The sequence below is a fragment of the Streptomyces yatensis genome (assembly GCF_018069625.1).
In the GTDB taxonomy this organism is placed as follows: Bacteria; Actinomycetota; Actinomycetes; order Streptomycetales; family Streptomycetaceae; genus Streptomyces; species Streptomyces yatensis.
In genome coordinates, this window is record NZ_CP072941.1 from 6,979,762 (window position 1) to 7,004,159 (window position 24,398).

A 24,398-nucleotide genomic window follows, 5' to 3' on the forward strand; every position below is an offset into this window, starting at 1 on the left:
AGATGGCACAGGACTGGAGGCTCTTCCAGGGTGGCGACACCGAGCCCCACGAGGTGGAAACCTGGCCCACCGCCCCGCCGTGGCGGCGCTTCGGCGAGGACGCGCGGCGCCGGGACGAGGAGCGGCCGCTGCCGTATCTGATCTCCGACGAGGACCGCGACGTCGTCAACATGGCGCTGCATCTGCACCGCCCGCTGCTGGTCACCGGCCGCCCCGGCACCGGCAAGTCGACCCTGGCCCACGCCATCGCCCGCGAGCTCAAGCTGGGCGAGGTGCTGCACTGGCCGGTCAACAGCCGCTCCACGCTCACCGAGGGCCTCTACTCGTACGACGCGGTGGGCCGGCTGCGCGAAGCCTCCCTCAAGCGGCGCGCCGACGAGACCACCGGATCCGAACCGGATATCGGCGACTATCTGCGGCTCGGCCCGCTCGGCACCGCGCTCCTCCCGGAGAACAAGCCGCGTGTCCTGCTCGTGGACGAGCTCGACAAGGGCGATGTCGACCTGCCCAATGACCTCCTCACGGTCTTCGAGGAGGGCGAGTTCGAGATTCCGGAACTGGCCCGCCTGGGGGAGGACGAGCCGATCCAGGTGCAGATCTCCGGGTCCCGGACGAAGGTCGGGATCCGCGATGGCTGGGTCAGCTGCCGCGTCTTCCCCGTCGTCGTCATCACCAGCAACGGCGAGCGGGAGTTCCCCCCGGCGTTTCTGCGCCGCTGCGTCCGGCTCGACCTCAAGCAGCCCGATGAGCGGCAGCTCCAGAGAATCGTCACCATGCATCTGGGCGAGGAGATCGGCGCCCGGGCGCAGGAGCTGATCGCCGACTTCGTGGCCCGGCGCAACGAGCGGGAGCTGGCCACCGATCAGCTCCTCAACGCGGTCCGGCTGCGGTCCTCCGGGGTGCGGGTCGACCAGGACGTCCTCGACAAGCTGTTCCGCTCGCTGAACGAAGTCGACGCGTAATGATCGAGCGGCTGTGCGCCCTGCTGGAGGACGCGGGCGTCGAGCTCTCCGAGGAGGAGCTGCGCGACGCCCTGTGGTTCGCCGCGACCACGGCAACGGCGCGGAGTGCGGAGGGGGAGCCCGCGTCGTCCCCGGGGTCCACCGGTCCCGCCCCCGGAGCGGCCGACGGCGACGACGACGGCAAGGCCGACCAGCGGCAGCCCGCCGGGCCACCCACCGAGGGCGAACCCGAGCCCGGCCCCCTCGCCCCCGCCGGGCTCTACGCCCCCGGCGCCGTCCGCCCCGCCGCGGCCCGCCCGGCGCGCGCCGTGGGCGTCCGGGGCGTCCGGGCGCTCCCCGCGGCGCGCGGGCTCTCCCGCGCGCTGCGGCCCCTGCGGCGGAGCGTGCCGTCCCGCACGTCCTTCTGCGTGGACGAGACCGCCACCGCCGAGTGGATCGCCGAAACCGGGCTGCCGGACGTGGTGCTGCGCCCCCGCCCGGAGCGCTGGCTGAGTGTCGCGCTCATCGTGGACGACGGCCCGTCGATGGTCCTGTGGCAGCAGCTCGCCGCCGAGGTGCGCGGACTGCTGGAGCGGCAGGGCGCCTTCCGCTCCGTACGGACCTACGGCCTGGACAGCGCCCAGGGCCTGGATGGCGCCCAGGACGCCGCGCCGGTGCTCAGGGCGCGTCCGTACGCCCCCGGCGCCCCGCGCCGCACCCCGCGCCAGCTCACCGACACCTCCGGCCGCACCGTGATGCTGGTCCTCTCGGACGGGGTGGGCCCGGGGTGGCGCGGCGGCGCGATTCCACGGCTGCTGCGCCGCTGGGCCCGCCACTCGCCGGTGGCGGTCCTCCAGCCGCTGCCCGCGCGGATGTGGCCGGAGCGCGGAATGCCCACCCAGCGGCTGCTGGTCGACGCCGGTGGCCGGGAGGGCACTCCGGGCCGCGCGCTGTCCGTGCGCCATCCGGTGCTGCCGCGCGGCCTGGTGTCGTACGACGGCAAGACGCCCGTGCCCGTACTGGAGCTGGCCGAGGGCGAACTGGGCACCTGGGCCGCGCTCACCGGTACGGGCGGCAGCGGCGCGCCGCTGCCGGTCATGCTGCTCGACGGCGCGGAGAAGCCGGTGGCCGCGCGGGCCACGGCCCATGTCCCCGAGCCGACGGCCGAGGAGCGGCTGCGCCGCTTCCGGGGCGCCGCCTCACCCGAGGCCCAGCGCCTGGCCGGGGCGCTGGCCACCGTCCACCCCCTGACGCTGCCGGTGATGCGGCTGATCCACCAGGCCGGCGCGGGGCGTGGGGAGCGGTTCCACCCGGCCCAGCTGGCCGAGGTGTTCCTGGGCGGGCTGCTGCGGAGGCGGGAGGGCGGCGCGGAGGAGTACGAATTCCACCACGGGGTCGCGGATCTGCTGCTGGACGCGGTCCGGACGTCGGACGCGCTGGAGACGGCGGCGCAGGTCACCGAGTTCCTGCTGCACCGCCAGGGCAGCGGCCCCGACTTCCGCGCCCGGCTCTCCGGCGACCACGGGGACTCCCGCGTCGCCGAGGAGGCCCGCCCGTTCGCGGCGGCGTCCCCGGAGCTGCTGCAGCGGCTGGGACTGCTGGAGGAGGGCCCGGACGATCCGGCGCCGCCGCCGCGGGCGCCCGAACGGCAGCCGGTGCCACCGGCCACCGCCTTCCCGCCCCGCTCCTACACCTCCGAGCAGGTCCAGCCGGCGGTGATGGCGGTGGTGCGGCGGATCGGCGCGGACGAGGTGCTGCCGAAGTCGGTGCGCGACTACGTCGACAAAATGCTGGCCGAAGCCGACGAGCGCAACGCGGAAACCGGCTGGCGGGGGGTGCGGACCCTGCCCGACCTGGCCGAGCAGCTCATCGACGCCGGCTGGACGGATCACGTGGCCGAACTGCGGGAGATGGCGCGGGAGCAGATCGGGGGGCTCAGGTCCCGGGACGACCTGGAATCCCGCAACCTCCGTGGGCATCTGGCGATCACCCTGAACAAGCTCGGGGAGCACGACGAGGCGGAGCGCGAGCTGCGCGCGGTGGTCGCGATCTCGGCGAGGGTGCACGGCGCGGAGGACGACTACACGCTCTTCGCCCGCGGTTACCTCGTCGACCTGCTGAGCGACGCCGGGCGGGCGGACGCGGCGGAGGAGGAGTGCCGCACGCTGATCGAGGCGTGGAGACGGCGGGACGCCGACTCTGCCCGGGAGCATGTCGAGGCCAAGCACTTCAGGCGCGGGCGCCTGCTGCTGGACCTCGGGCGGGTGGAGGAGGCCGAGGAGGAACTCCGGGTCTCGCTGGCCATGGCGCGGGAACTGCACGGGCCCACGAACCACGAGACCGTCAACGCACGTGCCTGGCTGACCACCGCGCTGCGGCGGCAGAACCGGCTCGACGAGGCGGAGGCCGAGATGCGGGCGGCGGCCGAAGAATGTGCCGCGGCGGCGGAGTCGGAGGTGGACCCGGCCCTGATGACGGCGCTCTTCACGCTCGGCGACATCCTGAACCTCGGGCGGCGCCATGAAGAGGCGGAGTCTCTGTGGCACGACCTGGTCGACAGGACGTCGGCGGCCCTGAGCCCCACCCACTGGCGGGTGCGCCGGGCGCGCCGCAACCGCGTCGACCGCCTGCGCAGCCTGCGGCGGTACGACGAGGCGGAGTCCGAGGCCGACGTGCTGGTGGCGGAGACGTTCGCCGCTGTCGGGGAGCGGCACCAAGAGTCGTTCACCGCCCTGCGGACACGAGCGCTGGTCCTGGACGATCAGGGGCGGCACGACGAGGCGCAGGCGGTCTACCGCGACCTTCTGGAACGGCAGACCGCCGTGGTCGGGGGCGAGCATCCCAGCACCCTCAGCACCCGGCACCATCTGGCGGTCAGCATGGGGTTGGCCGGGCGGCACGAGGAGGCGCTGGAGGCGTTCACCCAGGAGCTCCAGGACCGGATCCGCCTGATGGGACCAGGCGCGCAGGGGACGCTGGTCGCGCGCTACAGCCGCGCCGGGGCCCTGGCTCAGCTCGGGCGCGTGGCGGAGGCCGAGCAGGAGTACCGCCTGACCATGGAGGGGGAGGCCCGGGTGTTGGCGCCGGACGACCCGAGCGCCCTGCTGACCCTGGTCCAACTGGCCGCTCTGCTGCGTGACCAGGAGCGCTACGAGGAGTCCGAGGCTCTGTACCGCCGAGTGGTCGAGGGGCGCACGCGGGCCTTGGGGGCGGAGGCCGGACTCACCCTGACCGCCCGGCACAGCCTGGGCAACGTGCTCAACAAGATGGGCCGGTTCGCGGAGGCCGAGACGGAGATCCGGGAAACGCTCACGGCCCGGCAGCGGGTCCTGGGACCGGAGCGTGCCAACACCCTGTGGACCCGATTCAACCTCGGCACCACGCTCAAGGGCCTCGGCCGCCTCGACGAGGCCGAGGCCGAGTGGCGGGCCGTGCTGGAGATCGCCGAGCGCGTTCTGGGCGAGGAGCACAACTGCGCCGTCAGGGCCCGCGAGGCCCTGGCCGGGCTGCGGGGGGCGGACGACGCTCAGACGTCCTGAGGGGAACGGTCAGGCGTCCTGACGGGGGATCCGCTCGCCGTCCTCCGCGGGCCGCGGGCGGGCGTTCCCGCTCCCGCCGCGCGCGCCGTGGCGAAATATGGCGCGATCCGATCGCTCTGCCGGCCCTCGGCACGCGCCCGGCACCGCTCGCCAGTTCGGTCGGCGGGGTCGTGCGCTGGCCGGGGGCTCTGCCGCCCCTTCCCGGCGTGTCGCTCGTTTGAGCAGCGCCTCTCTCGTTGTATCCAAAAGGCGAGACAATGGGCCCTGACAAGGCGTGATTCTCGCCACTCTGATCGGGGTGTCGCTCATATGAGCAGTGATCGAGGGGTGATCCGGTGGTCCTCCGCTGTGCTCACCTCTCCAATGCGTGGCACTCAGTGCCACCCACTTGATGTTCGACACCTCGAACCAACGGTTACGTATAGTGAAATTCCAAGCGTCTATCGCGGGCGGAGGGTGGGTGTGTGTTCGAGGCTTGAAGGCACTTCAAGCGAGCCTCGATCGGGCGCCGTACTTTCGAACACGTGGCAGGCGGGTGGTTACGGCCGTATGACGGTGGAGTGGACCTGCTCAGGGGCCTTTGATCTGGGTACGCTCCCCGCCGTCAGGGCAGCCGAGCCGAGGAGATCGAGTCCCGTGCCGGAAACACAAGATCAGCAGAAGTTCGTTTACGACTTCACCGAGGGCAACAAGGATCTCAAAGACCTGCTCGGCGGTAAGGGAGCCAATCTCGCCGAGATGACCAATCTCGGTCTCCCCGTGCCACCGGGCTTCACCATCACCACCGAGGCATGCAAGGTCTACCTCGACAGCGGTGAGGAACCCGCGGCCCTGCGCGACGAGGTGAGTGCGCACCTCGACGCCCTCGAAGCGAAGATGGGCAAGAAACTCGGCCAGGCGGACGACCCCCTCCTCGTATCCGTACGCTCCGGCGCCAAGTTCTCGATGCCCGGCATGATGGACACCGTCCTCAACATCGGCCTCTCGGACCAGTCCGTGGCCGGGCTCGCCGCGCAGGCGGGTGACGACCGGTTCGCCTGGGACTCCTACCGGCGCCTCATCCAGATGTTCGGCAAGACCGTGCTCGGCGTGGACGGCGACCTCTTCGAGGAGGCCATCGAGGACGCCAAGCAGGCCAAGGGCGTCACCGTGGACGTGGACCTCGACGCCGCGGACCTGAAGAAGCTGGTCGGCGAGTTCAAGAACATCGTCGCCAAGGAGACCGGCCGGGGCTTCCCGCAGGAGCCGCGCGAGCAGATGGACCTCGCCGTACGGGCCGTGTTCGACTCCTGGAACGGCGACCGCGCCAAGCTCTACCGCCGCCAGGAGCGCATCCCCCACGATCTCGGCACCGCGGTCAACATCTGCTCCATGGTCTTCGGCAACCTCGGCCCCGACTCGGGCACCGGCGTCGCCTTCACCCGCGACCCGGCCAGCGGCCACCAGGGCGTCTACGGCGACTACCTGCAGAACGCCCAGGGCGAGGACGTGGTCGCGGGCATCCGCAACACCGTCCCGCTGGCCGACCTCGAGCGGATCGACCAGCAGTCCTACGACCAGCTGATGCAGATCATGGAAACCCTCGAGACGCACTACAAGGACCTGTGCGACATCGAGTTCACCATCGAGCGCGGCAAGCTGTGGATGCTGCAGACCCGGGTCGGCAAGCGCACCGCCGGGGCCGCCTTCCGCATCGCCACCCAGCTCGTCGACCAGGGGCTGATCGACGAGGCCGAGGCGCTGCGCCGGGTCACCGGGGCGCAGCTCGCCCAGCTGATGTTCCCGCGCTTCGACGACGAGGTGGCCTCCGGCGACACCGTCCAGAAGATCGGGCGGGGCATCGCCGCGTCCCCGGGCGCCGCGGTCGGCAAGGCCGTCTTCGACTCGTACACCGCCGTCAAGTGGTCGCGCTCGGGCGAGAAGGTCATCCTGATCCGCCGGGAGACCAACCCCGACGACCTCGACGGCATGATCGCCGCGGAGGGCATCCTGACCTCGCGCGGCGGCAAGACCTCACACGCCGCCGTCGTCGCCCGCGGCATGGGCAAGACCTGTGTGTGCGGCGCCGAGGAGCTCGAAGTCGACACCAAGCGGCGCCGGATGACGGTGCCCGGCCGGGACGGCAAGGACGGCATCGTCGTCGAGGAGGGCGACGTCGTCTCGATCGACGGCTCCTCCGGCAAGGTCTACCTCGGCGAGGTCCCCGTGGTGCCCTCGCCGGTCGTGGAGTACTTCGAGGGCCGTATGCACGCGGGCGCCGACGACGCGGACGAGCTGGTCGGCGCGGTGCACCGGATCATGGCGTACGCCGACCGGGTGCGCCGGCTGCGCGTAAGGGCCAACGCGGACAATGCCGAGGACGCCGCCCGCGCCCGGCGGTTCGGCGCCCAGGGCATCGGACTGTGCCGCACCGAGCACATGTTCCTCGGCGAGCGGCGCGAGATGGTCGAGCGGCTGATCCTCGCCCACACCGACGAGGAGCGCGACACCGCGCTCGCCGGACTGCTGCCCCTGCAGCGGGACGACTTCGTCGAGCTCTTCGAGGCGATGGACGGGCTGCCCGTCACCGTCCGGCTGCTCGACCCGCCGCTCCACGAGTTCCTGCCCGACATCACCGAGCTGTCGGTGCGCGTCGCGCTCGCCGAGTCCCGCAAGGACCACAACGAGAACGACCTGCGGCTGCTGCAGGCCGTGCACCGGCTCCATGAGCAGAACCCGATGCTGGGCCTGCGCGGCGTACGGCTCGGCCTGGTCATCCCCGGCCTGTTCGCCATGCAGGTACGGGCCATCGCCGAGGCCGCCGCCGAGCGCTCCAACGCCAAGGCCGACCCGCGGGCCGAGATCATGATCCCGCTCGTCGGCACGGTCCAGGAGCTGGAGATCGTCCGCGAGGAGGCCGAGCGCGTCATCGCCGAGGTCGAGCAGGCCCGCGGCGTCGACCTCAAGCTCACCCTCGGCACCATGATCGAGCTGCCGCGCGCCGCGCTGACCGCCGCCCAGATCGCCGAGTCCGCCGACTTCTTCTCCTTCGGCACCAACGATCTGACCCAGACCGTCTGGGGCTTCTCCCGCGACGACGTCGAGGCCAGCTTCTTCACCGCCTACCTGGAGAAGGGCATCTTCGGCGTCAGCCCGTTCGAGACCATCGACAAGGACGGCGTCGGCGCCCTCGTCCGCGACGCCGCCCAAGCCGGCCGCGCCACCCGCCCCGACCTCAAGCTGGGCATCTGCGGCGAGCACGGCGGCGACCCGGAGTCCGTCCACTTCTTCCACGAGGTGGGCCTGGACTACGTCTCCTGCTCCCCGTTCCGCATCCCCGTGGCCCGCCTGGAGGCCGGCCGAGCGGCGGCGAACGGGCGGTAGCCACCAGCCGATCAGGCCACCGGAGCCGACGCCGGGAAACACCCACCCTCATCCCCGGCAGCGGCTCCGGATCTCAAAGGGGGCGGCACCTTGTGCGGAGGTGCCGCCCCCTTCATTCGTCCTCAGCCGAGGGGCGCGTCAGGTGAGCGGAGCCAGAGCCGCTGTCCGCCGGGGGACACGGTCAGCCCGAAGTCGCCGGAGCCCGGGCTGCCGTCGTTCACGTATGCGGTGTGCACGGCGGTGGCCTCGTCCCACAACTGGCGTGGGCCGTACTGCCACACCTCCCCGTCGGTGACCGTGGCCGCCGACCCGTTGCGATCGTGGAGCCAGATCTGATACCTGCCCTCGGGTGCTCCGTCGGCCATGACCACGCCCGGCAGTTTCGCGCCCGCGTAGAGGGCGAAGCCGAGGCCGGTCAGGGTGTCGGCGGATAGCGGGCCGGTGCTGCCGCGCCGCCCGGTTTCGCTGTCCACCGGGGCATCCGGGCCGGGGCGCTCCGAGCGCATCGGCATGAACCGGGCACCGCCGATGAACCGGCCGGTGGCCACCCCGTCACCGCCGACGTCGAGCCGTACCAGCGTCCCGGACCAGAAGTCCCCCGCCAGCGGGGCGAGGATGAGCCCGCCCGGCGCGGTCTGCCGCACCCATGCGTGGGGAATGCGGCGCACCGAACAGGTCGCGATGATCCGGTCGTACGGCGCCCCGGACTCCCACCCCTGGGCGCCGTCGCCCCACACGACGTCAGGGCTGTATCCGGCCTCCTTGATGACCTTCGCGGCCTTCTCCGCCAGCACCGGATCGACCTCGACGGTGGTGACGTTCCGGCTCCCCAGGCGCGCGGCGAGGAGTGCGGCGTTCCAGCCGCTGCCGGTGCCGATCTCCAACACCCGCTGCCCGTCCGCGACCTCGAGCGCGGTGAGCATGCGCGCCACCATCGTGGGCATGGAGTTGGACGAGGTCGCGATCCCCGGGCCGTCGCTCTGTCCGTCGTCCACCTGCGTCACGATCGGCACATCCCGGTAGACGAGGTCCCACCAGGCCGCGTCCGTCGTGACGGGGACGCAGGTGGCCCGCTGCTCCCAGATGTCGCCGGGGATGAAGTGGTGGCGTGGAACGGCGTCGAAGGCCGGGCGCCATGCGTCCGGGAGTTCGCCGGACGCGGCGAGGGCTTCCAGCAGTGCCGCATGGCGTGGTCGCCAGTCCTCGGTCATGGGCCCTCACTTCCCTTTCGGGGGTGGTGTGCCGTCCGGCGGGGGCGGCGGCGGGGGCGTCCACGGCTTGATCGGGGCGGGATCGCCCTTGTGCTTGTTCTCGACAGTCATGGTTCTACCTCCTGAGGTGTGCAGGTTGACGGGGACTCACATGGCTTCCGCCGAGCGGGCCTGCCGGGTGGCCGCTTCGTAGGCGCGGAGCAGTCGCTCGCCGGTTGCGCATTCGGCGCCGGGTGTGCGGCAGGCGAGGCAGCCTGCGGCGTGTTCGATGGCGGCGCGCCAGGCTTCGTCGGAGAACGGGTCGGTGGTCTGCTCGGGGGTGTGCTCGGCGGCTGTCATCGGGTTCTGCCCTGGTCGAGGGCTCGGCGCATGGCGGCGGCCTGGGTTACCGCGTCGCGTGGGTAGTCCCGGGCGTGGGTGGGGCAGGCGTAGATGGTCGCGCCGGCGACGCTGCCGCTGTGCTCCATCGTGACCGGGACCGGTTCGTCGGTGGGTAACTGGCAGCGGTAGCAGAGCTGGCGGCCTTCCGGGACGGGGCCGAGTACGTCCGTGACGGCCTGGCGCAGGGCGGGGGCCAGGTGGGCGGGGTCGGTGAGATACCGGTCGGGGCCGAGCGGGATCCGCCAGTACGTTGGGTGCTCGGGCCCCCATGTGGCGGGCGGTACGCCCAGGAGGGTGCTTTCGTCGGCGAGTTCGGTGAGGACGCGGATCTGGCGCAGGCACCAGCTGCGGGCGGTGCCGGTGCCGATCAGCCAGTACGTCTTGCTGTAGGTGTCGTCCTGGATCACCGCGCCCGAGTCCCGGCCCAGCAGCTCCAGTGCGCGGTCCGCGACGGCGGTGGGCGCGGAGACGGCGTCCCACCATCTGCCCACCGGTAAGGGCTCGATGCCCTCGGTGTTCGGGGGTGTCCACGGTGGGGTTCTGGTGGTCGTCATGGTCGGCTCCGTGCACGGTCTGTGTTCTGACCGTCACATACTGCCTACACAGCAAGACCCTGGTGTCCACAGACTGTGAACGCCAGGGTCCTTGACTTAGGGTGATCGACCAGCTACACGCCGCACCACAGGGAAAACTCGCGCAACGGATCGGGCACTCGCGCCCGCGCCCTCCGCAACGCCGCCGCCGTCTCGTGCACCTGCGGATGATGCCGCGTCATCTGCGGCGCCGTCTCCCGTGCCTTGAGCAGAGACTCGAACGCCTCGTCATGGCGGGCGGTCCACACCTGGGCCCTCGCCAGATCGATGTAGAAGTGCCCGGCCCGGCCCGGTGGATAATCCTGCGGGATCTCCACCTTGGCCGCACGCTTCAGCGCCAGTCCGTGCTTGTCCTGGTCCGCCGCCGCAGCAACCGCGTGCAGTTCCACGTTCGTCGGCCCGAATGTCAGCTCGTAGACGCGCGTCTCGCCCGTCTCTTGCGCCATCCCGCGCGCTTCCTCTAGCCACGCGTCGGAACCGTCCTTGTCTCCCTGGCGGGAGGCGAGGATGGAGCCCTTCAAGTGCAGTGCCCCGCGTACCGCCCGGGTCTTCGAGGAGCCGTCGTCGTCCAGTTCCTTGAGCGCCTGGTTCACCAGACGGAGCCCGGTATCGACTCCCGGGCGCCCACCCTCGACGCTGGTCTGCGCACGCATCCATCGTTCGACCGCCGCCTGCCGCGGGTCACCTGACTGGGCCGCGGCCTGCGCCATACGTGACAGTGCCAGGCGGGCAAGGTGCATCTCTCCGACCCGGTACGCCACACGCCAAACGCCGCGTGCCGCCTCGGTCTGGAGGGCGTACAACTCCTCGCGCGCATGACCCGGGTCGTCCTGGACGTGGATGGCGTGAAGGATCTCGGCGATGAGGGAGGGCAGTTTCTCGGCGAGCCCGCCCAAGTTGGCTGCGGCGCGCATCTGAATCGTGCGCGCCACGTCGGCGCGTAGGTCAGCGAGCGGGCGTGGTGGGGGTGCGGCCGGGTCGGGGTCGAGGTCCCAGTTGTCGAGAGCCCCGCCGAGAGGCTCGATCATGCGGTCGATACGGTCCTGCTGAAGCTGCTGGCGGTAGGGCTGGCCGCGCAGGTTGGAGACGCCTACGTCGAGGGCGCGGGCGACAGCCGCCACGATCTCCTCACTGGCGTTCCGGTCCCCCTTCTCGATCATCGAGAGCATGGACGCGGAGACATGCGAGCGTTGCCCTAGCTGTCGTAGTGAGTAGCCACGGACGGCGCGCAGTTCGGCGATGCGCTGCCCGATTCCGCCGGTATGTTCGTCGTTGCCGTATGGCATGCTGAACTCCGTTCTGACTCCGACACTCAGAACGGTACCCGCGCCCCGCTCCGCCGGTGCGGCTGATCGGCCCCCATTTCAGTGAGAGCCGTCGTGCCTCCTTGACACGACGCGACCGGCGCGGGTGCGGGGCGCCCGGCACCGACGTCCCCGCACAGCGCAGCGCAACGCGCAGCGTCATCGTCGGCGCGGAACTTAAAGGGGGCGGCATCCTGTGCGGAGATGCCGCCCCCTCTCACTCCCCCCACGGGAGCTGTTGCCGCGCGCATCGGCTACGTGCGGCAACACAAGTGCCCAGTCGCCGTAACGTACTCGTCACCCCCCACGGGAACGAGCAAACTGGCTCTGAGCACCGCCTGTTGAATTCCGGACGGCCCCTGGAAGTGTTTACCGGCGGCCCCCGGTTTTCCTGGGGAACAGCTTTCCTCTTCCGGCCTCCGCACCGCTCCCCGTTTCACATCTGGCCAAAAGGGCGTGGTGACTGACCGTGCCAGCGTGCATACTCATCGGTGATCGGGGGGCGGTCGCAATGTCACGTGTGGGGGTCTGGTGCTCCGTGTTCATTTCAGTGAACTCGATCTGGCCCGGCTGCGGATGGCGGTCCGACCGGACGCGCTCTGGGAAACCGTTTTAAGTTTCCATCGCCTGCGGGAGAACCGGGCTGAGTCCGTATACGGGAAATGGCGTTCGGAGGCGCGAAACCGACTCAACGGCGAAGCGCGGCTGCTCGCGCCGCTCATTCCCTCGCGCGGCTATTTCCCGGACTTCCTGACCCCCGCGGAAGGGGTAATCGGTTGCGATGCCGCGATGTCCGCGCTGCGCGCCACCCCGGGGGAGCGGTTGAACGCGGAGCTCGCCGGACTGCCGGCGGCCCGGGCGCTTCCGGGGTGGATACGGGATCTGGGGGAGGGCGAGCGGAAGTCGCTGGACCGGCTGATCGGCACGTTACGCGCTTACCACCAGGCCGCCGTCGCGCCGTACTGGCCGCATATACAGGCCCGGATCGAGGCCGACCGGGTGGCCCGGGGCCGGGCCCTGCTGGACGGGGGCGCCGATGGGCTGCTGGCCTCGCTGCCGGCGACGATGCGGTGGCGGGCGCCCGTGCTGGAGGTCGACTATCCGGTGGACCGCGATCTGCGGCTGCGCGGGCGGGGGTTGCTGCTCCTGCCGTCGTTCTTCTGCCGGGGGACGCCGGTGACGTTCCGGAACCCGGATCTGACGCCCGTACTGGTCTACCCCGTCGAACACGCCCCGTGCGGCCTTCCGCTCCGCCCCGGGCAGCGGCCCGCCCTCGCGCCGGGGCCCGGGGCCGGTGCCGGTGCCGGGTCCGGGACGGCGTCCGCGCCCGGGGGCGGGTCCGCCCGGACGCTCGGCAAGCTGGTCGGGCAGACCCGCTCGGCCGTGCTGCTGGAGGTCGGCGGCGGCTGTACGACCAGTGAACTCGCCCGCCGGGTCGGCGTATCGCTGGCCTCGGCCAGTCAGCACGCCACTGTGCTGCGCGAGGCGGGCCTGGTGCACACCCTGCGCCAGGGCAGCGCCGTCCTGCACACGCTGACGCCGCTGGGTGCGGCGCTGCTGCGCGGTGGGGCGCCCGGAGAGCGCGTCTTCGGCTCACCGGCGCAGCTCCCGCCGGTCGCCACGAGCTGGCGGGGGCCGTCCGGGCGCGGATGAGGCGTTTCGGCCCGGCCGTGCTGCGGGCCGTACTGCCGGCCGTACCGCAGGCTCCGCTCGGTGGCTCAGGGATAGAGGCCGGCCCGGAAGGTGAACGAGACGAGTTGCGCCCGATCACGTGCGCCGACCTTCGTCATGGCCCGCACCGCATGCGTCTTCACGGTGAACGGCGATACGGACATCTGGGCCGCGATCTCCTCGTTGCCGAGACCGCTCGCGACGAGAACGACCACGTCCCGCTCCCTGGGGGTCAGAGCGTCGAAGCGGCGCAGCAGTTCGCGGTCGATCACCGGGGGCGGGCTGTCGGTCATATGGCCGATGAGCGCGGCCGTCGCGGCGGCCGACAGCGCACCGCCACCGCGGACGACCTCACTGATCCCGGCGACGAGTTCGGCAGGGCTCACGGTCTTGCTCAGGAAGCCGTTGGCGCCCGCGCGAAGGGCGGCGAGGACGATGTCGTCCTGGTCGAAGGTGGTCAGCACGATCACCCGCAGCTCTTCGGGCGGGTGCTCCTTGCGGATCCGGCGGGTGGCTTCGACACCGTCGATGCCGGGCATCCGGATGTCCATCAAGACCAGGTCGACGGGGTGGTCCCGGAGGAAGGGGAGGACCTGGAGTCCATCGGAGAGATCACCCGCGACCACCAGACTCGGGTCGAGCGCGAGCATCGTTCGGATGCCGGCCCTCATGTCGTCCTGGTCGTCGACGATCAGAATGCGTGTCATCAGACGACGGCTCCCAGGGGGCTGAACTCCGCGTGGACCCGGAATCGTCCGTCGTCACTGTCGATCGTCAGCCGCCCGCTGGAGGACTCGACGCGCTCGCGCATCCCGATGAGCCCGAGTCCGCTGCCGGAGCCGGAGCCGGAGCCGGAGCCGGAGCCGGAGCCGGAGGCCGTGCCGGAGCCGGAGCCGGAGGCCGAGCCCGTTCCCGTTCCCGAGCCCGAGCCGCGGAGTGCATGCGCGACACGGTTCTCCACGGTGACGCAGATCCTGCCCTCGCGCTCGCGCACCTCCACCGTCGCCGCCCCCTCTCCATGCCGGTAGGCATTGGTGAGTGCTTCTTGAACGACCCGGTAGACCGTCACGCCGACGCTGGGCTCCACGAAACCGGTGGGGATGTCGATGGAGGGCCGGACGTCGAGGCCGATGCTCTCGTATGAGGCGATCAGCCCTTCCAGGCCGCTCAGCGACGGCGTCGGCCGAAGGGCCTCGCCGTCGGAAGTGTCGTCGCCGACGCGGAGGAGCGCGAGGATCCGTTGCGTCTCGACGACGACGGTACGAGCGCTGGACCTGGCCGAGACGAGGGCCTGCCGGGACGATTCCGCGTCCTCGGGCAGCCCGATCTCCGCGGCACCGAGGTGCAGGCTCAGCATCGCCACCTGGTGGCCGATGACGTCGTGGAGGTCCCGTGCGATGCGGAGCCGTTCCTCGGTCACCCGTCGGGTGGCTTCGATCTCGCGGGTGGCGATGGCGCTTTCGGCCCGCTCCTCCAAGATCCACCAGTGGTCCCGATGGATGCGGAGCGCGGCCCCCGTCGCCCCTCCCGCTATGGCCGAGAAGAGGGCGGCGGCTCCCACGATCGCGCCGCCACGGAATCCTCCCAAGGTCATGAAGGCCCCGAGGAAGAACGCCGCCACGATGCCGGTTCCGGCCAGCGGCTGCTTTCCCCGGAGGGTGACCGAGAAGAGCACGAGCACCGCCATCATCCACACCGACAGGGGGTCGTGGCCCACCGCTGTGACGGCGAAGGATGCCGCGCTCGTGACGACCAGTCCGGCCCACGGCTGCCACCAGGAGAGGGCGACACCGCCACCGGCGAGGAGGACCGAGAGGGCCGTCGGCCCGTCCGAGCCCCTCAGCACCACTGCCACGATCTGCCCGGTGAACACCAGCGCGGCCACCACGTAGGCGGCTCGGTGCAGCGCCTCGGGGCGACGGACCCACAGCGGTGCCGCGGGCCCGTCGGGACTGTTCTGCGCCTTGACCATGCCCCGATTCTCGTTCACGTGTGCCGCGGCCGTGTACTTCGAATGATGTAGACGGCGAACCTGATCCGGCCGGTGGGGACACGGCAGAGCTCATTCGATCGAAGCGGATGGCAGAACTACTTCGATCGAAGTACATCGCGCCTGCCGAGACCGCTGAGACTCCTCATCGAGGCGACCGTCTCACATCGTCACGATCACAACGGGACACCCGATGACTCACACCACCGAAACTCCGGCCACGTCCACGACCAGCACCACGACGGCGCCCTCCGGGCTCCGATCGCTCTATCTGATCCGCATCGCCTTCTCGCTGATCTGGGTGGCACTCGTCCTCGCGACCTCCGCCTCGCTCGTGTCGAAGGACAGGCCCACGGTGATCGCGGCCGTGCTGCTCGTCGTCTACCCCCTGTGGGACGTGATCGCCACGCTCCTCGAGCGGCGGATGGCCGCCACCGGCGCCACGAACCGCGTCAGCACGATCAACATCGCTCTCGGCCTCGCCACCACCGCCGGAATGCTCATCGCCGTCTTCTCCACCATCGGGACGGCCCTTCTCGTGTTCGGCGTCTGGGCCCTCCTCGCCGGGGCGATCCAGCTCGTCGTGGCGGTCCGGCGCCGGCGCACCGTCGGCGGCCAGTGGCCCATGATCATCAGCGGCGGACAGTCCGTCCTCGCCGGTGCCGCCACCGCCGCCATGTCCGCCTCGGCGACCAGCGGCCTGTCCACCGTCGCCGGATACTCGGCCTTCGGCGCCTTCTGGTTCCTCGTCTCCGTCGTCGCCCTCAGCGTCCGCCGCGGCTAGGCCTTTCGGCCCTCGGCCATCGCGTGGTCCTCCGCCGTCCCCGGTGTGGCTCCCGCGGCGAGTTCGCCCGTGGCCACCTTGCTGTGCCGGCGGCCCCAGCACAGGTAGATCAGCAGTCCGGCCGCCATCCAGCCCAGGAACCGGGCCCAGGTGATCAGCGGCAGATTGCCCACCAGCAGCAGGCACAGCAGCACCGCGACGGCGGGCACGACCGGCACCCATGGGGTGCGGAAGCCGCGCCGCAGGTCGGGGCGGGAGCGGCGCAGGTAGACCACGCCGACGCAGACGACGATGAAAGAGGTCAGCATGCCGATGTTGCCCAGCTCGGCGAGGTCCCCGATGGGCAGTACCGCCGTCATGAACGCGACCAGCAGCCCGAGGGTCCAGGTGATCCGGCGCGGGCTGCGGGTGACCGGGTGGACGTGGGAGAACCACTCGGGCAGCAGCCGGTCGCGGCTCATCGCGAGGAACACCCGGCTCTGCCCCAGCAGCATGATCATCACGACCGTGGTCAGCCCGCAGATCGCGCCGATGCCCACGATCCGCACCGCCCAGTCCGCGCCCGCCGCCTTCAGCGCGCCGGTGATGGGGGCGGCGTTGTCCAGCTTGGAGTAGTGCTGCATCCCGGTCACGGTCAGCGCGACGGCGACGTAGAGCACGGCGCAGACGGCGACGGTGGACAGCAGCGCGATGGGCAGGGTGCGCTGCGGGCGCTTGGCCTCCTCGGCGTTGCTGGCCATGATGTCGAAGCCGGAGTACGCGCCGAAGATGATCGCGCCACCGGTCAGGATCCCGGCCATGCCGAACGTGGCGTCCGCGCCGAGACCGGCCCACCCCAGCAGCGGCTGCTCCCACATGTCGCCGTCGCCGCCCACCGGTTGGGACGCCGGGATGAACGGCGACCAGTTGGCCGCGTCGATGTGCGTCACCCCGATCGCGAGGAAGATGACGATGGCGACGAGCTTCACCACCGTCATCGCCGTGTTGATCCGGGAGGTGGTGCGCACCCCGGAGGCCAGGATGGCGGTGAGCACCAGGATGACCAGCACCGCCGGGATGTTGACGGCGGCGTCCGGGCCGGAGACGGAGGCCGGGAGGTGGACGTCGAAGGTCGCCAGGAAGTCGGTGACGTACTGCGACCAGCCACTGGCCACCGCGCCCGCGCCCATCGTCATGTCGAGGATGAGGTCCCAGCCGATGAGCCAGGCCACCAGCTCCCCGAGCGAGACATAGGCGAAGGTGTAGGCGCTGCCCGCGACCGGGACGGTGCTGGCGAACTCCATGTAGCACAGCGCCACCAGGGCCGTGGCCACCGCGCCGATGGTGTAGGAGATCGCGATGCTGGGCCCGGCGTAGTTCGCGGCCGCGGTGCCGGTCAGTACGAAGATGCCCGCGCCGATGGTGACGCCGATGCCCATGAGGGTGAGCTGGAGCGGGCCCAGGGCGCGGGCCAGCCGCGTCTCCGGGCTCGCGGCGTCCTCGATGGTGGCTTCGATGGATTTGTTGCGCATGGCGGTGGTCACTCCTTCGCTGGGCCCTTGCGTTAGCGCTCCGCGGGAAGTGCCGCGAGGTGCGGTCGTTCATCCGCGGCTGTGTCGTGGCTGGTCGTGCGCACGCGGCGGAGCCGCATATCGACACGGCCCCGCGCCCCTTCGGGGCGCACCCGAACCGCGCGGGACTTCATCGAGGCCGCTCAGGCCCTGAGCACCTCGGGCAGGCGCTCGGCCAGTCGCTCGTAGTCGGAGACGGTGTTGTAGAGATGGGCCGAGAGCCGCAGGAAGCCCCGCCCGTCCCAGGAGGTGATCGCGGTCTCGCAGCCGGTGCCGGCCGCGATCGCGCGCTGCAGCACATGGGCGGCCTCGTGGTCGGTGGCGAGCCCGGCGGGCAGCGGGACCAGCCGCATCGCCGGGGCCTCGCTGCCCCCGACGGCGGTCAGGTCCGCGCCCAGGGCGTCGGCCAGCAGCCCCTGGGCCACCTCGGCCAGCTTGGAGATCCGCTCGCGGGCGGCGTCCCAGCCGTACGTCTCCTCGACGAACTCCAGCGAGCGCGGCGCCGCGAGCCAGGCGGTGAGGTCCAAGGTGCCCTGGACGTCGAAGCGTTGGGGGAAGGGGTCCGGGGTGCCCCAGGAGTCGGTGAGCGGCCACAGGTCCTGGGCGTCGGGGCCGCGCGCGACCAGCGCCGCCGTACCGCGCGGCGCGCAGCACCACTTGTGCAGATTGCCGACCCAGAAGTCGGCCGCCCCGGACAGGCCGACCGGATCGGCCAGCATGCCGGGCGCGTGCGCGCCGTCGACCAGGACCTTCGCCCCGACCGCGTGGGCCAGCCGGGCGATCTCCGCCACGGGGAAGAGCCGGGCGGTGGGCGAGGTGATCTGGTCCACGACCACCAGCGCGGTGACCTCGCTCAGCGCCCCCTCGACGACGGCCGCGATCTCCTCGGCGGTCGCGTCCAGCGGGATGTGCAGCGTCCGCACCCGGGCCCCGGCCCGCTCGGCGGCCCGTGCCGTGCCCATCGCCACCGCGCCGTAGGTGTGATCGGTCAGCAGTACCTCGGCGTCGGGCGGCAGCGCCAGGGAGCCCAGGACGGTGCTCACCCCGGCGCTGGCGTTGGCCACCAGTGCGGTGTGCTCCGCCGGGACCCGCAGAAACCGCGCCACGGCGGCCCGCGCCCGGCCCACCCGCTCGGGCAGCTCGCGGAACCACGCGTCCGGGTTGGTCTCCATCTCCTCGCGCAGCGCCCGCTGGGCGTCCTGAACCGTGCGCGGCACGGCGCCGAACGAGCCGTGGTTGAGATGGCCGACCGAGGGATCGAGCGTCCAGTGCGACGGGGCGGCGGTCATGGGTCCCTTCCTGGTTCACTGAGGGAGGTGCGTGAGTTGTCCGACGACTCGTGCGATGACGTATCGGAACGAGTCGTCCGACGAGTTGTCCGATGACTTCATCGAGCTCCCGGGAACCGTAGAGGGATCGCGCCGGTCTGAACAGGCCCTTGACGTAAAATGGGCGTAACGAAGCCGATCGGTAGCATGGAGTCATCTAATGACTTGAGCCCGAGCGGTCAGGAACGGGCGGGCAGGAAGGGGTGGCCGGATGGCCGCGACCGATGAGGCGGCGGACGGGCTGCGCGCCATGATCGCCAAGGGTGAGCTGGCGCCCGGCCGGCAGCTCCCCGCCGAGCCCGAGCTCTGCGCGCGGCTCGGCGTCTCGCGCGGCTCGCTGCGCGAGGCCGTGCGCTCGCTCGCCGCCCTCGGGATGCTGGAGTCCCGCCACGGCGCCGGCACCTTCGTATCGGCGCTGCGCCCCGGGCAGATGCTGGCCGGATTCGCCGCCACCGTGGACGTCCTGCCGCTCGATGGACTGCTGGAGCTGTTCGACGTACGCCGCCCCCTGGAGGCCCAGGCCGCCGCGCTGGCCGCCGCCCGCGCCGACGAGCAGGTGCTCGCCCGGCTGCGCGAGGTGCAGAAGCGGCTGGCCACCTCCGAGGACGAGGCGGAACGGCATGCGCTGGACCGGGAGTTCCACTCCACCCTCTGCCAGGCCGGCGGCAATGAGGCGCTGGCCGCCCTCGCCGATGTGCTGCGCGCCCGGGGCAGTCACTACAGCATCTACGGCGCCCCCGAGGCCGAGACCATCCGGCTGGCCAGCGACCTCGGCCATGAGGCGCTGATCAACGCCGTGGCCGCCCGCGATCCGGCGGCCGCCGCCGCGGCCGCCAGCTCGCATCTGTCCCAGACCGAGGTCTGGCTGCGGCGGTACGGCCCGGCCCCGGACGGCGGCCCGGCCCACTGACCGGCGTCTGAGCGGCCTCGATGAAGTCCGGTGCGGTTCGGGTGCGCCCCGAAGGGGCGCGGGGCTGTGCCGATGTGCGGCTCCGCCGCGGCCGTGTCGATATGCGGCTCCGCCGCGTGGGCCACCAGCCACGACGGCGCCGCGGCCGGACGACGGCACATCACGGCACATCCCGCGGAGCGCCTAGTCGTCGATACCGGTGCGCTCGACGCCCGCGACGATATGCCGCTGCAGGACGAGGAAGACCACCAGCAGCGGCACGATCGACACCGCCGCCGCCACGAACAGCTCATGGATGTTGACGGTCTGGGCGGTGGTGAACGTCGACAGCGCCACCTGCACCGTCCACGCGTCCCGGTCCTGGCCGATGACCAGCGGCCACAGGAAGGAGTTCCAGGCGCCGATGAAGACGATCGTGCCGACCGCCGCGAAGACCGGCCGGGAGTTCGGCACCACGACCTGCCAGTACGTGCGCCAGTAGCCGAGCCCGTCCACCCGGGCCGCGTCCTCCAACTCCCGCGGAAAGCCCAGGAAGTACTGGCGGAAGATGAACGCCGCGACCGCGCTGAACAGCGTCGGCACCACCAGACCGCGCAGGGTGGACACCCAGCCGAGCGAGCTGACCAGCACGAAGCTGGGCACGAAGGTGACCGCCGCCGGGACCATCAAGGTGCCCAGGATCCAGTAGAAGACCACATTGGCGTAGGCGTACGGGATGCGGGCCAGGCCGTATCCGGCGAGCGAGGCCAGCAGCAGGGTGCCCACGGTGGTGAGGACCGCGATCAGCGAGGAGTTGAGCAGCGCGTGCGCCATCGGCACATTGGGGTCGTCGAACACCTCGCGGACGTTGGACCAGTGCAGCTCGCTCGGGAAGAACCGCCACTCCGGCGAGGTGATGTCCGCCTCGCTCGACAGACCGTTGCGCACCAGGAGATAGAAGGGGATCAGGAAGAGCAGCGCGAGCGCGAGCAGCAGCACCAGCCGCACGGCGCGCCCCACGCCGACGAGGGCGTCCCGGACATCGCGCGTGTTCGGGGGGATGCCCGGGCGAGGCCTCGGGGGATCGTTTGGGCGCGTGCCCGGGCGAGTGCTCGGGGAAGCGCTACGGGGAGTGCGCATCAGTCCTCCTTCCGGCCCAGGCCGAACCACCGCGCCTGCACCACCGTCACCACGGCGATGATCAGCGCCAGGATCACCGCGCCCGCACTGCCCAGGCCCAGGTTCTGCCCCTGGCCCAGCGCCGTGTAGTAGAGGTAGACCAGCGGCGGACGGGCGTACGGCGGGTAGCCACGCGAGTCCGACAGCAGGTTGTAGAACTCGTCGAACGCCTGGAAGGCGTTGATCACCAGCAGCAGCACCACCGCGACCGAGGTCGCCCGCAGCTGCGGAAAGGTGATGTGCCGGAACACCTGCCACCCCGGCCGCGCCCCGTCCACGGCCGCCGCCTCGTAGAGCCGGGGCGAGATGCGCTGCAGCCCGGCCAGGAACAGCACCATGTAGAACCCCGCCTGCAGCCACAGCCGTACGGTCACGATGACCAGCCAGTACCAGGGCGGGTCCGTGGTCGACAGCCAGGCGATCTGATCGGCGCCGAACCAGTCCAGCACGGTGTTGGCCAGCCCGAAGCGCACCCCGTTGAAGATCGACATCTTCCAGATCAGCGCCGCCACCACATACGAGCACGCCACCGGCAGGAAGAACACCGAACGGAAGAACGCCTGTGCCCAGCGCAGCCGGTTGACCATCAGCGCGAGCGCGAGCGAGAGCACATAGGTCGCCGGGACGATGAACGCCGTGAAGACCAGGAACGTCACCAGGCTGCCGGTGAACGCGTCGTCGCCCAGCATCGCCGTGTAGTTGTCGAACCCGACGAACTCCGTGGGCGAGACGGTGTTGTGCGCGTCGAAGAAGCTGAGATACACGCTCCAGGCCAGCGGGACATAGGTGAAGAGGGTCAGCCCCAGGACGAAGGGGCCGACGAATATCCAGAACCACAGATGGCGGTTCTGCGGCCCCAGCAGCTTGCGTGTCAGTGTGGTGGTGGTCAGCGGCCCCCGCATCAGTTCTTCTTCCGCACGCGCCGCAGCTCGGCCTCGGTCTTGCGGACCACCGACCGCAGCTCGCCGTCCGGGTCGGCGCCGCCCTTGATGATCCGGCTGAGCGCGTCCTGGTAGGCCGTCCTGCTCGCCGAGGTCCACAGCAGCGGCTCGGCATGGCCGTGGTCGGTGGCGTAGCGCACCGCCTCACCGGCCGCGCCCTGCCGCAGCTTGGCCGCCTTCGTGGCCAGCGAGATCCGGGCGGGGATGTGGAAGCCGTAGCGGAGCGCGAAGTCCTCCTGGTAGTCGGTCCGCTCCACCCACAGCCACTTCACATACGCCTTCGCCACCGCCTTGTGCCGGGACCGGGCGCTGACCGCCGCCCCGTACGCCCCGACCGGCACCGCGGGTGCGCCGTGCGCCCCGTCCTGCGGGAACGGCAGCACCCCGAAGTCGTCCCCCAGCGCCTTCTTCACCTGCGGCAGCGCCCACAGCCCGGACCACTGCATGGCGGTGAGCCCCTGGGTGAACGCGGCCGGATCCGACCAGTCGGAGGGCGCCCCGAGCAGCAGCGACTTCTCGGCGTAGAGCTGACGCAGCTTGCCGAGCGTCCGGGCGGCGGCCGGGTCGTCGAAGCCGACCTTGCCGTCCTCGGTGACCAGCGTGAGCCCGGCGGCGTTGAGCGGGGTGCCGCCGAGGACGCCGGGACCGCCGTCATTGCCCAGGAAGAGGCCCTTGACGTCCCTGGTGGTGAGCTTCTTCGCCGCGTCGATCAGCGCATCGAGGGAGCGCGGCGGCTCCACCCCGGCGTCCTCCAGCATGCTCTTGCGGTAGTAGAACAACTGGGTGTCGATGACCTGCGGAATGGCCCAGATCTTGCCCTGATACGTCTTCGGGGCGAGCACGGCCGGGTTGAAGTCGTCCTTGGCCTCGCTGAGGAGATCGGTGAGGTCGACCACCTGACCGCCCTGGATCTGGTCCAGCGTCGGGCCGTTGACCTCGAAGACATCCGGGCCGGACTTCGTGAGCAGCGCGGCGGCGGTCTGCTGGTCGTAGGCGCCCGGCCGCCACTGCACCTGGACGTTGGCCCGGTCGAACGCGTCGGCGTAGCGCCTGACGGCCTGTTCGGTGCCGGGCTCGCCGTACTGGTGGTACCACTGCTCGATGACGGGCTGGCCGGCGTGGTCATCGCCGTCCCGCCCGGTGTTCGACCCACAGGCGGAGGCCAGCGCCCCCGTCAGGGCCAGCCCTCCGCCCGCACCCAGCAGCCTTCGGCGGCTCATGGACATCGGCGTGCGCCCCCTCGTCTCCCGGTCTCCGTTCCCGGTCTCCGTACGACCCAACGATCAACGATGGAGGCGGATTACGACAGAGGTATTGCGAAGGGATGTCACTTTTCGGTACCGGAATGTGACGCTGAGTCGACGTGGGGGCTGGTGTTGGCGCTGGCGTCGGCATCGGCGCTGGTGTCGGCGTTGCCGTCGGCGTCGAGCTCGTCGAAGACGCGCTGGGCGGTGGCGAAGGCCGAGTTGGCCGCCGGGACACCGCAGTAGATCGCCGACTGCAGCAGCACCTCGCCGATCTCCTCCCGGGTCAGCCCGTTGGTGAGCGCGGCCCGGATGTGCATGGCCAGCTCGGCCTCATGGCCGTGGGCGATCAGCGCGGTGAGGGTGATACAGCTCCGGGTCCGCCGGTCCAGACCGTCGCCGGTCCAGATCTCGCCCCATGCGTAGCGGGTGATGAAGTCCTGGAAGCGGGCGGTGAACGGGGTCGTCCGGGCCACCGCGCGATCCACATGCGCGTCCCCGAGGACGGCCCGCCGCGCCGCCATTCCGGCGGCGTGGCGGGAGGCGTCGTCACCGGGTTGCGGTGGCGCCGTGCTGGTGAGGTGGGCGAGCAGGGCGGCCGTGACCGCCTCCGGGCGCTCGACTCCCGCCAGATGGGCCGCCCCGGCGATCTCCAGCAGACTCGCGCCGGGCACCGCGTCCGCGATCCGGCGGGCGTGCGCGGGCGGGGTCGCGGGGTCGTCGCGACCGGCCACGACGAGGGTGGGCGCCGTGATCCTCGCCAGGTCGGCCGTCATGTCGTACGTGGCGAGAACGTCGCAGCAGGCGGCGTAGCCCGCGCGGTCCGTGGCGCGCAGATCCTCGATCAGCGCGGCGCCGGCGGGTGTGTGGGCGAAGTGGTGCGAGAACCATGTGCCCGGACGGCTCGCCACCATCGCCTCCGTCCCCTCGGCCCGCACCAGCGCGGCCCGCTCACGCCAGACGGCGGGGTCCCCGAAGCGGGCCGAGGAGCAGACGACGGCGAGGCAGCTCACCCGGTCGGGGTGGTGGGCGGCGAGGTACAGCCCGACCGCGCCGCCGATCGAGATGCCCGCGTACGCGAACCGTTCCCACCCCTGATCGTCGGCGAGACGGAGGACGAGGTCGGCGAGCCGGCCGATGGTGGCCGAACCGCCGGCCGAGCCGTCGGAGGGCAGCAGCGCGGCGGGGGAGCGGCCGTGGCCGGGCAGATCCCAGCGCAGGACGCGGTGTTCACGGGCGAGCGCGGGGAGCTGGGGCTCCCAGACGGCCAGGGAGGTGCCGATGGAGGGGCCGAGGATGAGGGGTGGGGCGGGGGTGGGGTGGGTGGGGCCGGTGAGGTGGTGGTGCGGACGGTTGTCGGTCACGGGGTGCTCCGGGTGGTGGGTGTGCGGGTGCGCTTGCGGCGGGTTGTTCTCCCCCACCCCGCCCCTTCCCGAAACTGTGGGCTGCGCCCCTGGACCTGGGGCCCGGGGGCATATCCAGCCCCTCCG

18 protein-coding genes are annotated in these 24,398 nt (G+C 71.4%); 6 read left to right on the top strand and 12 right to left on the bottom strand.

What is annotated here, in order from left to right:
• The first annotated feature begins 2 nt into the window (after window positions 1-2).
• The 3 genes from J8403_RS28850 (at window position 3) to ppdK (ending at window position 7,843) form a co-directional block, all read left to right on the top strand.
• Complete coding sequence (locus J8403_RS28850) at window positions 3-962, top strand: AAA family ATPase (protein WP_211125711.1); 960 nt, start codon at window positions 3-5, stop codon at window positions 960-962.
• Complete coding sequence (locus J8403_RS28855; RefSeq protein ID WP_211125712.1) at window positions 962-4,480, top strand: tetratricopeptide repeat protein; 3,519 nt, start codon at window positions 962-964, stop codon at window positions 4,478-4,480. The genes J8403_RS28850 and J8403_RS28855 overlap by 1 nt, the downstream gene beginning before the upstream one ends.
• Before the next feature lie 636 nt (window positions 4,481-5,116).
• On the top strand, window positions 5,117-7,843 hold the full coding sequence (gene ppdK / locus J8403_RS28860; RefSeq protein ID WP_211125713.1) for a pyruvate, phosphate dikinase: 2,727 nt from the start codon (window positions 5,117-5,119) through the stop codon (window positions 7,841-7,843).
• 122 nt (window positions 7,844-7,965) lie between these two features.
• Here ppdK and J8403_RS28865 read toward each other — a convergent pair whose 3' ends face one another.
• The 4 genes from J8403_RS28865 to J8403_RS28880 form a co-directional block, all read right to left on the bottom strand.
• Window positions 7,966-9,054, bottom strand: coding sequence for a methyltransferase domain-containing protein (locus J8403_RS28865; protein WP_211125714.1), 1,089 nt, complete (start codon window positions 9,052-9,054; stop codon window positions 7,966-7,968).
• A gap of 147 nt (window positions 9,055-9,201) precedes the next feature.
• Window positions 9,202-9,393 carry a hypothetical protein gene (locus J8403_RS28870; RefSeq protein WP_211125715.1) on the bottom strand — a complete coding sequence of 64 codons (192 nt, stop codon included), beginning with the start codon at window positions 9,391-9,393 and terminating at the stop codon, window positions 9,202-9,204.
• A complete protein-coding gene (locus tag J8403_RS28875; protein ID WP_211125716.1) occupies window positions 9,390-9,989 on the bottom strand; it encodes a hypothetical protein in 600 nt (199 codons plus the stop codon). The genes J8403_RS28870 and J8403_RS28875 overlap by 4 nt, the downstream gene beginning before the upstream one ends.
• Before the next feature lie 113 nt (window positions 9,990-10,102).
• Window positions 10,103-11,314 (bottom strand): helix-turn-helix domain-containing protein, encoded by a 1,212-nt coding sequence (locus J8403_RS28880; protein WP_211125717.1) that lies wholly within the window; start codon window positions 11,312-11,314, stop codon window positions 10,103-10,105.
• A gap of 549 nt (window positions 11,315-11,863) precedes the next feature.
• Between J8403_RS28880 and J8403_RS28885 the strand changes: the two genes are divergently transcribed.
• Entirely contained in the window at window positions 11,864-12,985 is a 1,122-nt protein-coding gene (locus J8403_RS28885) for an ArsR/SmtB family transcription factor (RefSeq protein WP_211125718.1), read from the top strand.
• Window positions 12,986-13,050: 65 nt separating this feature from the next.
• On the opposite strand, the gene J8403_RS28890 is transcribed toward J8403_RS28885, so the two are convergent.
• Window positions 13,051-13,710: a response regulator transcription factor gene (locus J8403_RS28890; RefSeq protein WP_211125719.1), complete on the bottom strand. Its 660-nt coding sequence runs from the start codon at window positions 13,708-13,710 to the stop codon at window positions 13,051-13,053.
• Window positions 13,710-14,975: a sensor histidine kinase gene (locus J8403_RS28895; RefSeq protein ID WP_211125720.1), complete on the bottom strand. Its 1,266-nt coding sequence runs from the start codon at window positions 14,973-14,975 to the stop codon at window positions 13,710-13,712. The genes J8403_RS28890 and J8403_RS28895 overlap by 1 nt, the downstream gene beginning before the upstream one ends.
• A 211-nt stretch (window positions 14,976-15,186) precedes the next feature.
• On the opposite strand from J8403_RS28895, the gene J8403_RS28900 reads away from it, so the two are divergent.
• Window positions 15,187-15,777: a DUF308 domain-containing protein gene (locus tag J8403_RS28900; RefSeq protein WP_211125721.1), complete on the top strand. Its 591-nt coding sequence runs from the start codon at window positions 15,187-15,189 to the stop codon at window positions 15,775-15,777.
• Here the strand turns inward: J8403_RS28900 and J8403_RS28905 are convergent.
• The gene (locus J8403_RS28905; RefSeq protein ID WP_211125722.1) at window positions 15,774-17,288 is read right to left on the bottom strand and encodes an APC family permease; all 1,515 of its coding nucleotides are present in this window, start codon (window positions 17,286-17,288) and stop codon (window positions 15,774-15,776) included. The genes J8403_RS28900 and J8403_RS28905 overlap by 4 nt on opposite strands.
• Window positions 17,289-17,470: 182 nt before the next feature.
• Window positions 17,471-18,616, bottom strand: coding sequence for an aminotransferase class V-fold PLP-dependent enzyme (locus tag J8403_RS28910; RefSeq protein WP_211125723.1), 1,146 nt, complete (start codon window positions 18,614-18,616; stop codon window positions 17,471-17,473).
• A gap of 250 nt (window positions 18,617-18,866) precedes the next feature.
• Here J8403_RS28910 and J8403_RS28915 point away from each other — a divergent pair, with 250 nt between their 5' ends.
• Window positions 18,867-19,565, top strand: coding sequence for a FadR/GntR family transcriptional regulator (locus J8403_RS28915; protein ID WP_211125724.1), 699 nt, complete (start codon window positions 18,867-18,869; stop codon window positions 19,563-19,565).
• A 183-nt stretch (window positions 19,566-19,748) separates the two neighbouring features.
• On the opposite strand, the gene J8403_RS28920 is transcribed toward J8403_RS28915, so the two are convergent.
• From J8403_RS28920 to pcaDC, 4 genes are all read right to left on the bottom strand, one after another.
• Complete coding sequence (locus J8403_RS28920; protein WP_246586032.1) at window positions 19,749-20,684, bottom strand: carbohydrate ABC transporter permease; 936 nt, start codon at window positions 20,682-20,684, stop codon at window positions 19,749-19,751.
• Window positions 20,684-21,625 (bottom strand): carbohydrate ABC transporter permease, encoded by a 942-nt coding sequence (locus J8403_RS28925; protein WP_211125725.1) that lies wholly within the window; start codon window positions 21,623-21,625, stop codon window positions 20,684-20,686. Before J8403_RS28925 ends, J8403_RS28920 begins: the two co-directional genes overlap by 1 nt.
• Window positions 21,625-22,890: an ABC transporter substrate-binding protein gene (locus tag J8403_RS28930; protein ID WP_211125726.1), complete on the bottom strand. Its 1,266-nt coding sequence runs from the start codon at window positions 22,888-22,890 to the stop codon at window positions 21,625-21,627. The genes J8403_RS28925 and J8403_RS28930 overlap by 1 nt, the downstream gene beginning before the upstream one ends.
• A gap of 101 nt (window positions 22,891-22,991) precedes the next feature.
• Complete coding sequence (gene pcaDC, locus J8403_RS28935) at window positions 22,992-24,272, bottom strand: bifunctional 3-oxoadipate enol-lactonase/4-carboxymuconolactone decarboxylase PcaDC (RefSeq protein WP_246586033.1); 1,281 nt, start codon at window positions 24,270-24,272, stop codon at window positions 22,992-22,994.
• Window positions 24,273-24,398 lie beyond the last annotated feature (126 nt).

Bases quoted from the DNA above. Each gene is read 5' to 3' on its own strand.
- J8403_RS28850 (WP_211125711.1), top strand. From the start codon at position 3: ATGGCACAGGACTGGAGGCTCTTCCAGGGTGGCGACACCGAGCCCCAC.
- J8403_RS28855 (WP_211125712.1), top strand. From the start codon at position 962: ATGATCGAGCGGCTGTGCGCCCTGCTGGAGGACGCGGGCGTCGAGCTC.
- J8403_RS28865 (WP_211125714.1), bottom strand. From the start codon at position 9,054: ATGACCGAGGACTGGCGACCACGCCATGCGGCACTGCTGGAAGCCCTC.
- J8403_RS28870 (WP_211125715.1), bottom strand. From the start codon at position 9,393: ATGACAGCCGCCGAGCACACCCCCGAGCAGACCACCGACCCGTTCTCC.
- J8403_RS28875 (WP_211125716.1), bottom strand. From the start codon at position 9,989: ATGACGACCACCAGAACCCCACCGTGGACACCCCCGAACACCGAGGGC.
- J8403_RS28880 (WP_211125717.1), bottom strand. From the start codon at position 11,314: ATGCCATACGGCAACGACGAACATACCGGCGGAATCGGGCAGCGCATC.
- J8403_RS28890 (WP_211125719.1), bottom strand. From the start codon at position 13,710: ATGACACGCATTCTGATCGTCGACGACCAGGACGACATGAGGGCCGGC.
- J8403_RS28895 (WP_211125720.1), bottom strand. From the start codon at position 14,975: ATGGTCAAGGCGCAGAACAGTCCCGACGGGCCCGCGGCACCGCTGTGG.
- J8403_RS28900 (WP_211125721.1), top strand. From the start codon at position 15,187: ATGACTCACACCACCGAAACTCCGGCCACGTCCACGACCAGCACCACG.
- J8403_RS28905 (WP_211125722.1), bottom strand. From the start codon at position 17,288: ATGCGCAACAAATCCATCGAAGCCACCATCGAGGACGCCGCGAGCCCG.
- J8403_RS28910 (WP_211125723.1), bottom strand. From the start codon at position 18,616: ATGACCGCCGCCCCGTCGCACTGGACGCTCGATCCCTCGGTCGGCCAT.
- J8403_RS28915 (WP_211125724.1), top strand. From the start codon at position 18,867: ATGGCCGCGACCGATGAGGCGGCGGACGGGCTGCGCGCCATGATCGCC.
- J8403_RS28920 (WP_246586032.1), bottom strand. From the start codon at position 20,684: ATGCGCACTCCCCGTAGCGCTTCCCCGAGCACTCGCCCGGGCACGCGC.
- J8403_RS28925 (WP_211125725.1), bottom strand. From the start codon at position 21,625: ATGCGGGGGCCGCTGACCACCACCACACTGACACGCAAGCTGCTGGGG.
- J8403_RS28930 (WP_211125726.1), bottom strand. From the start codon at position 22,890: ATGTCCATGAGCCGCCGAAGGCTGCTGGGTGCGGGCGGAGGGCTGGCC.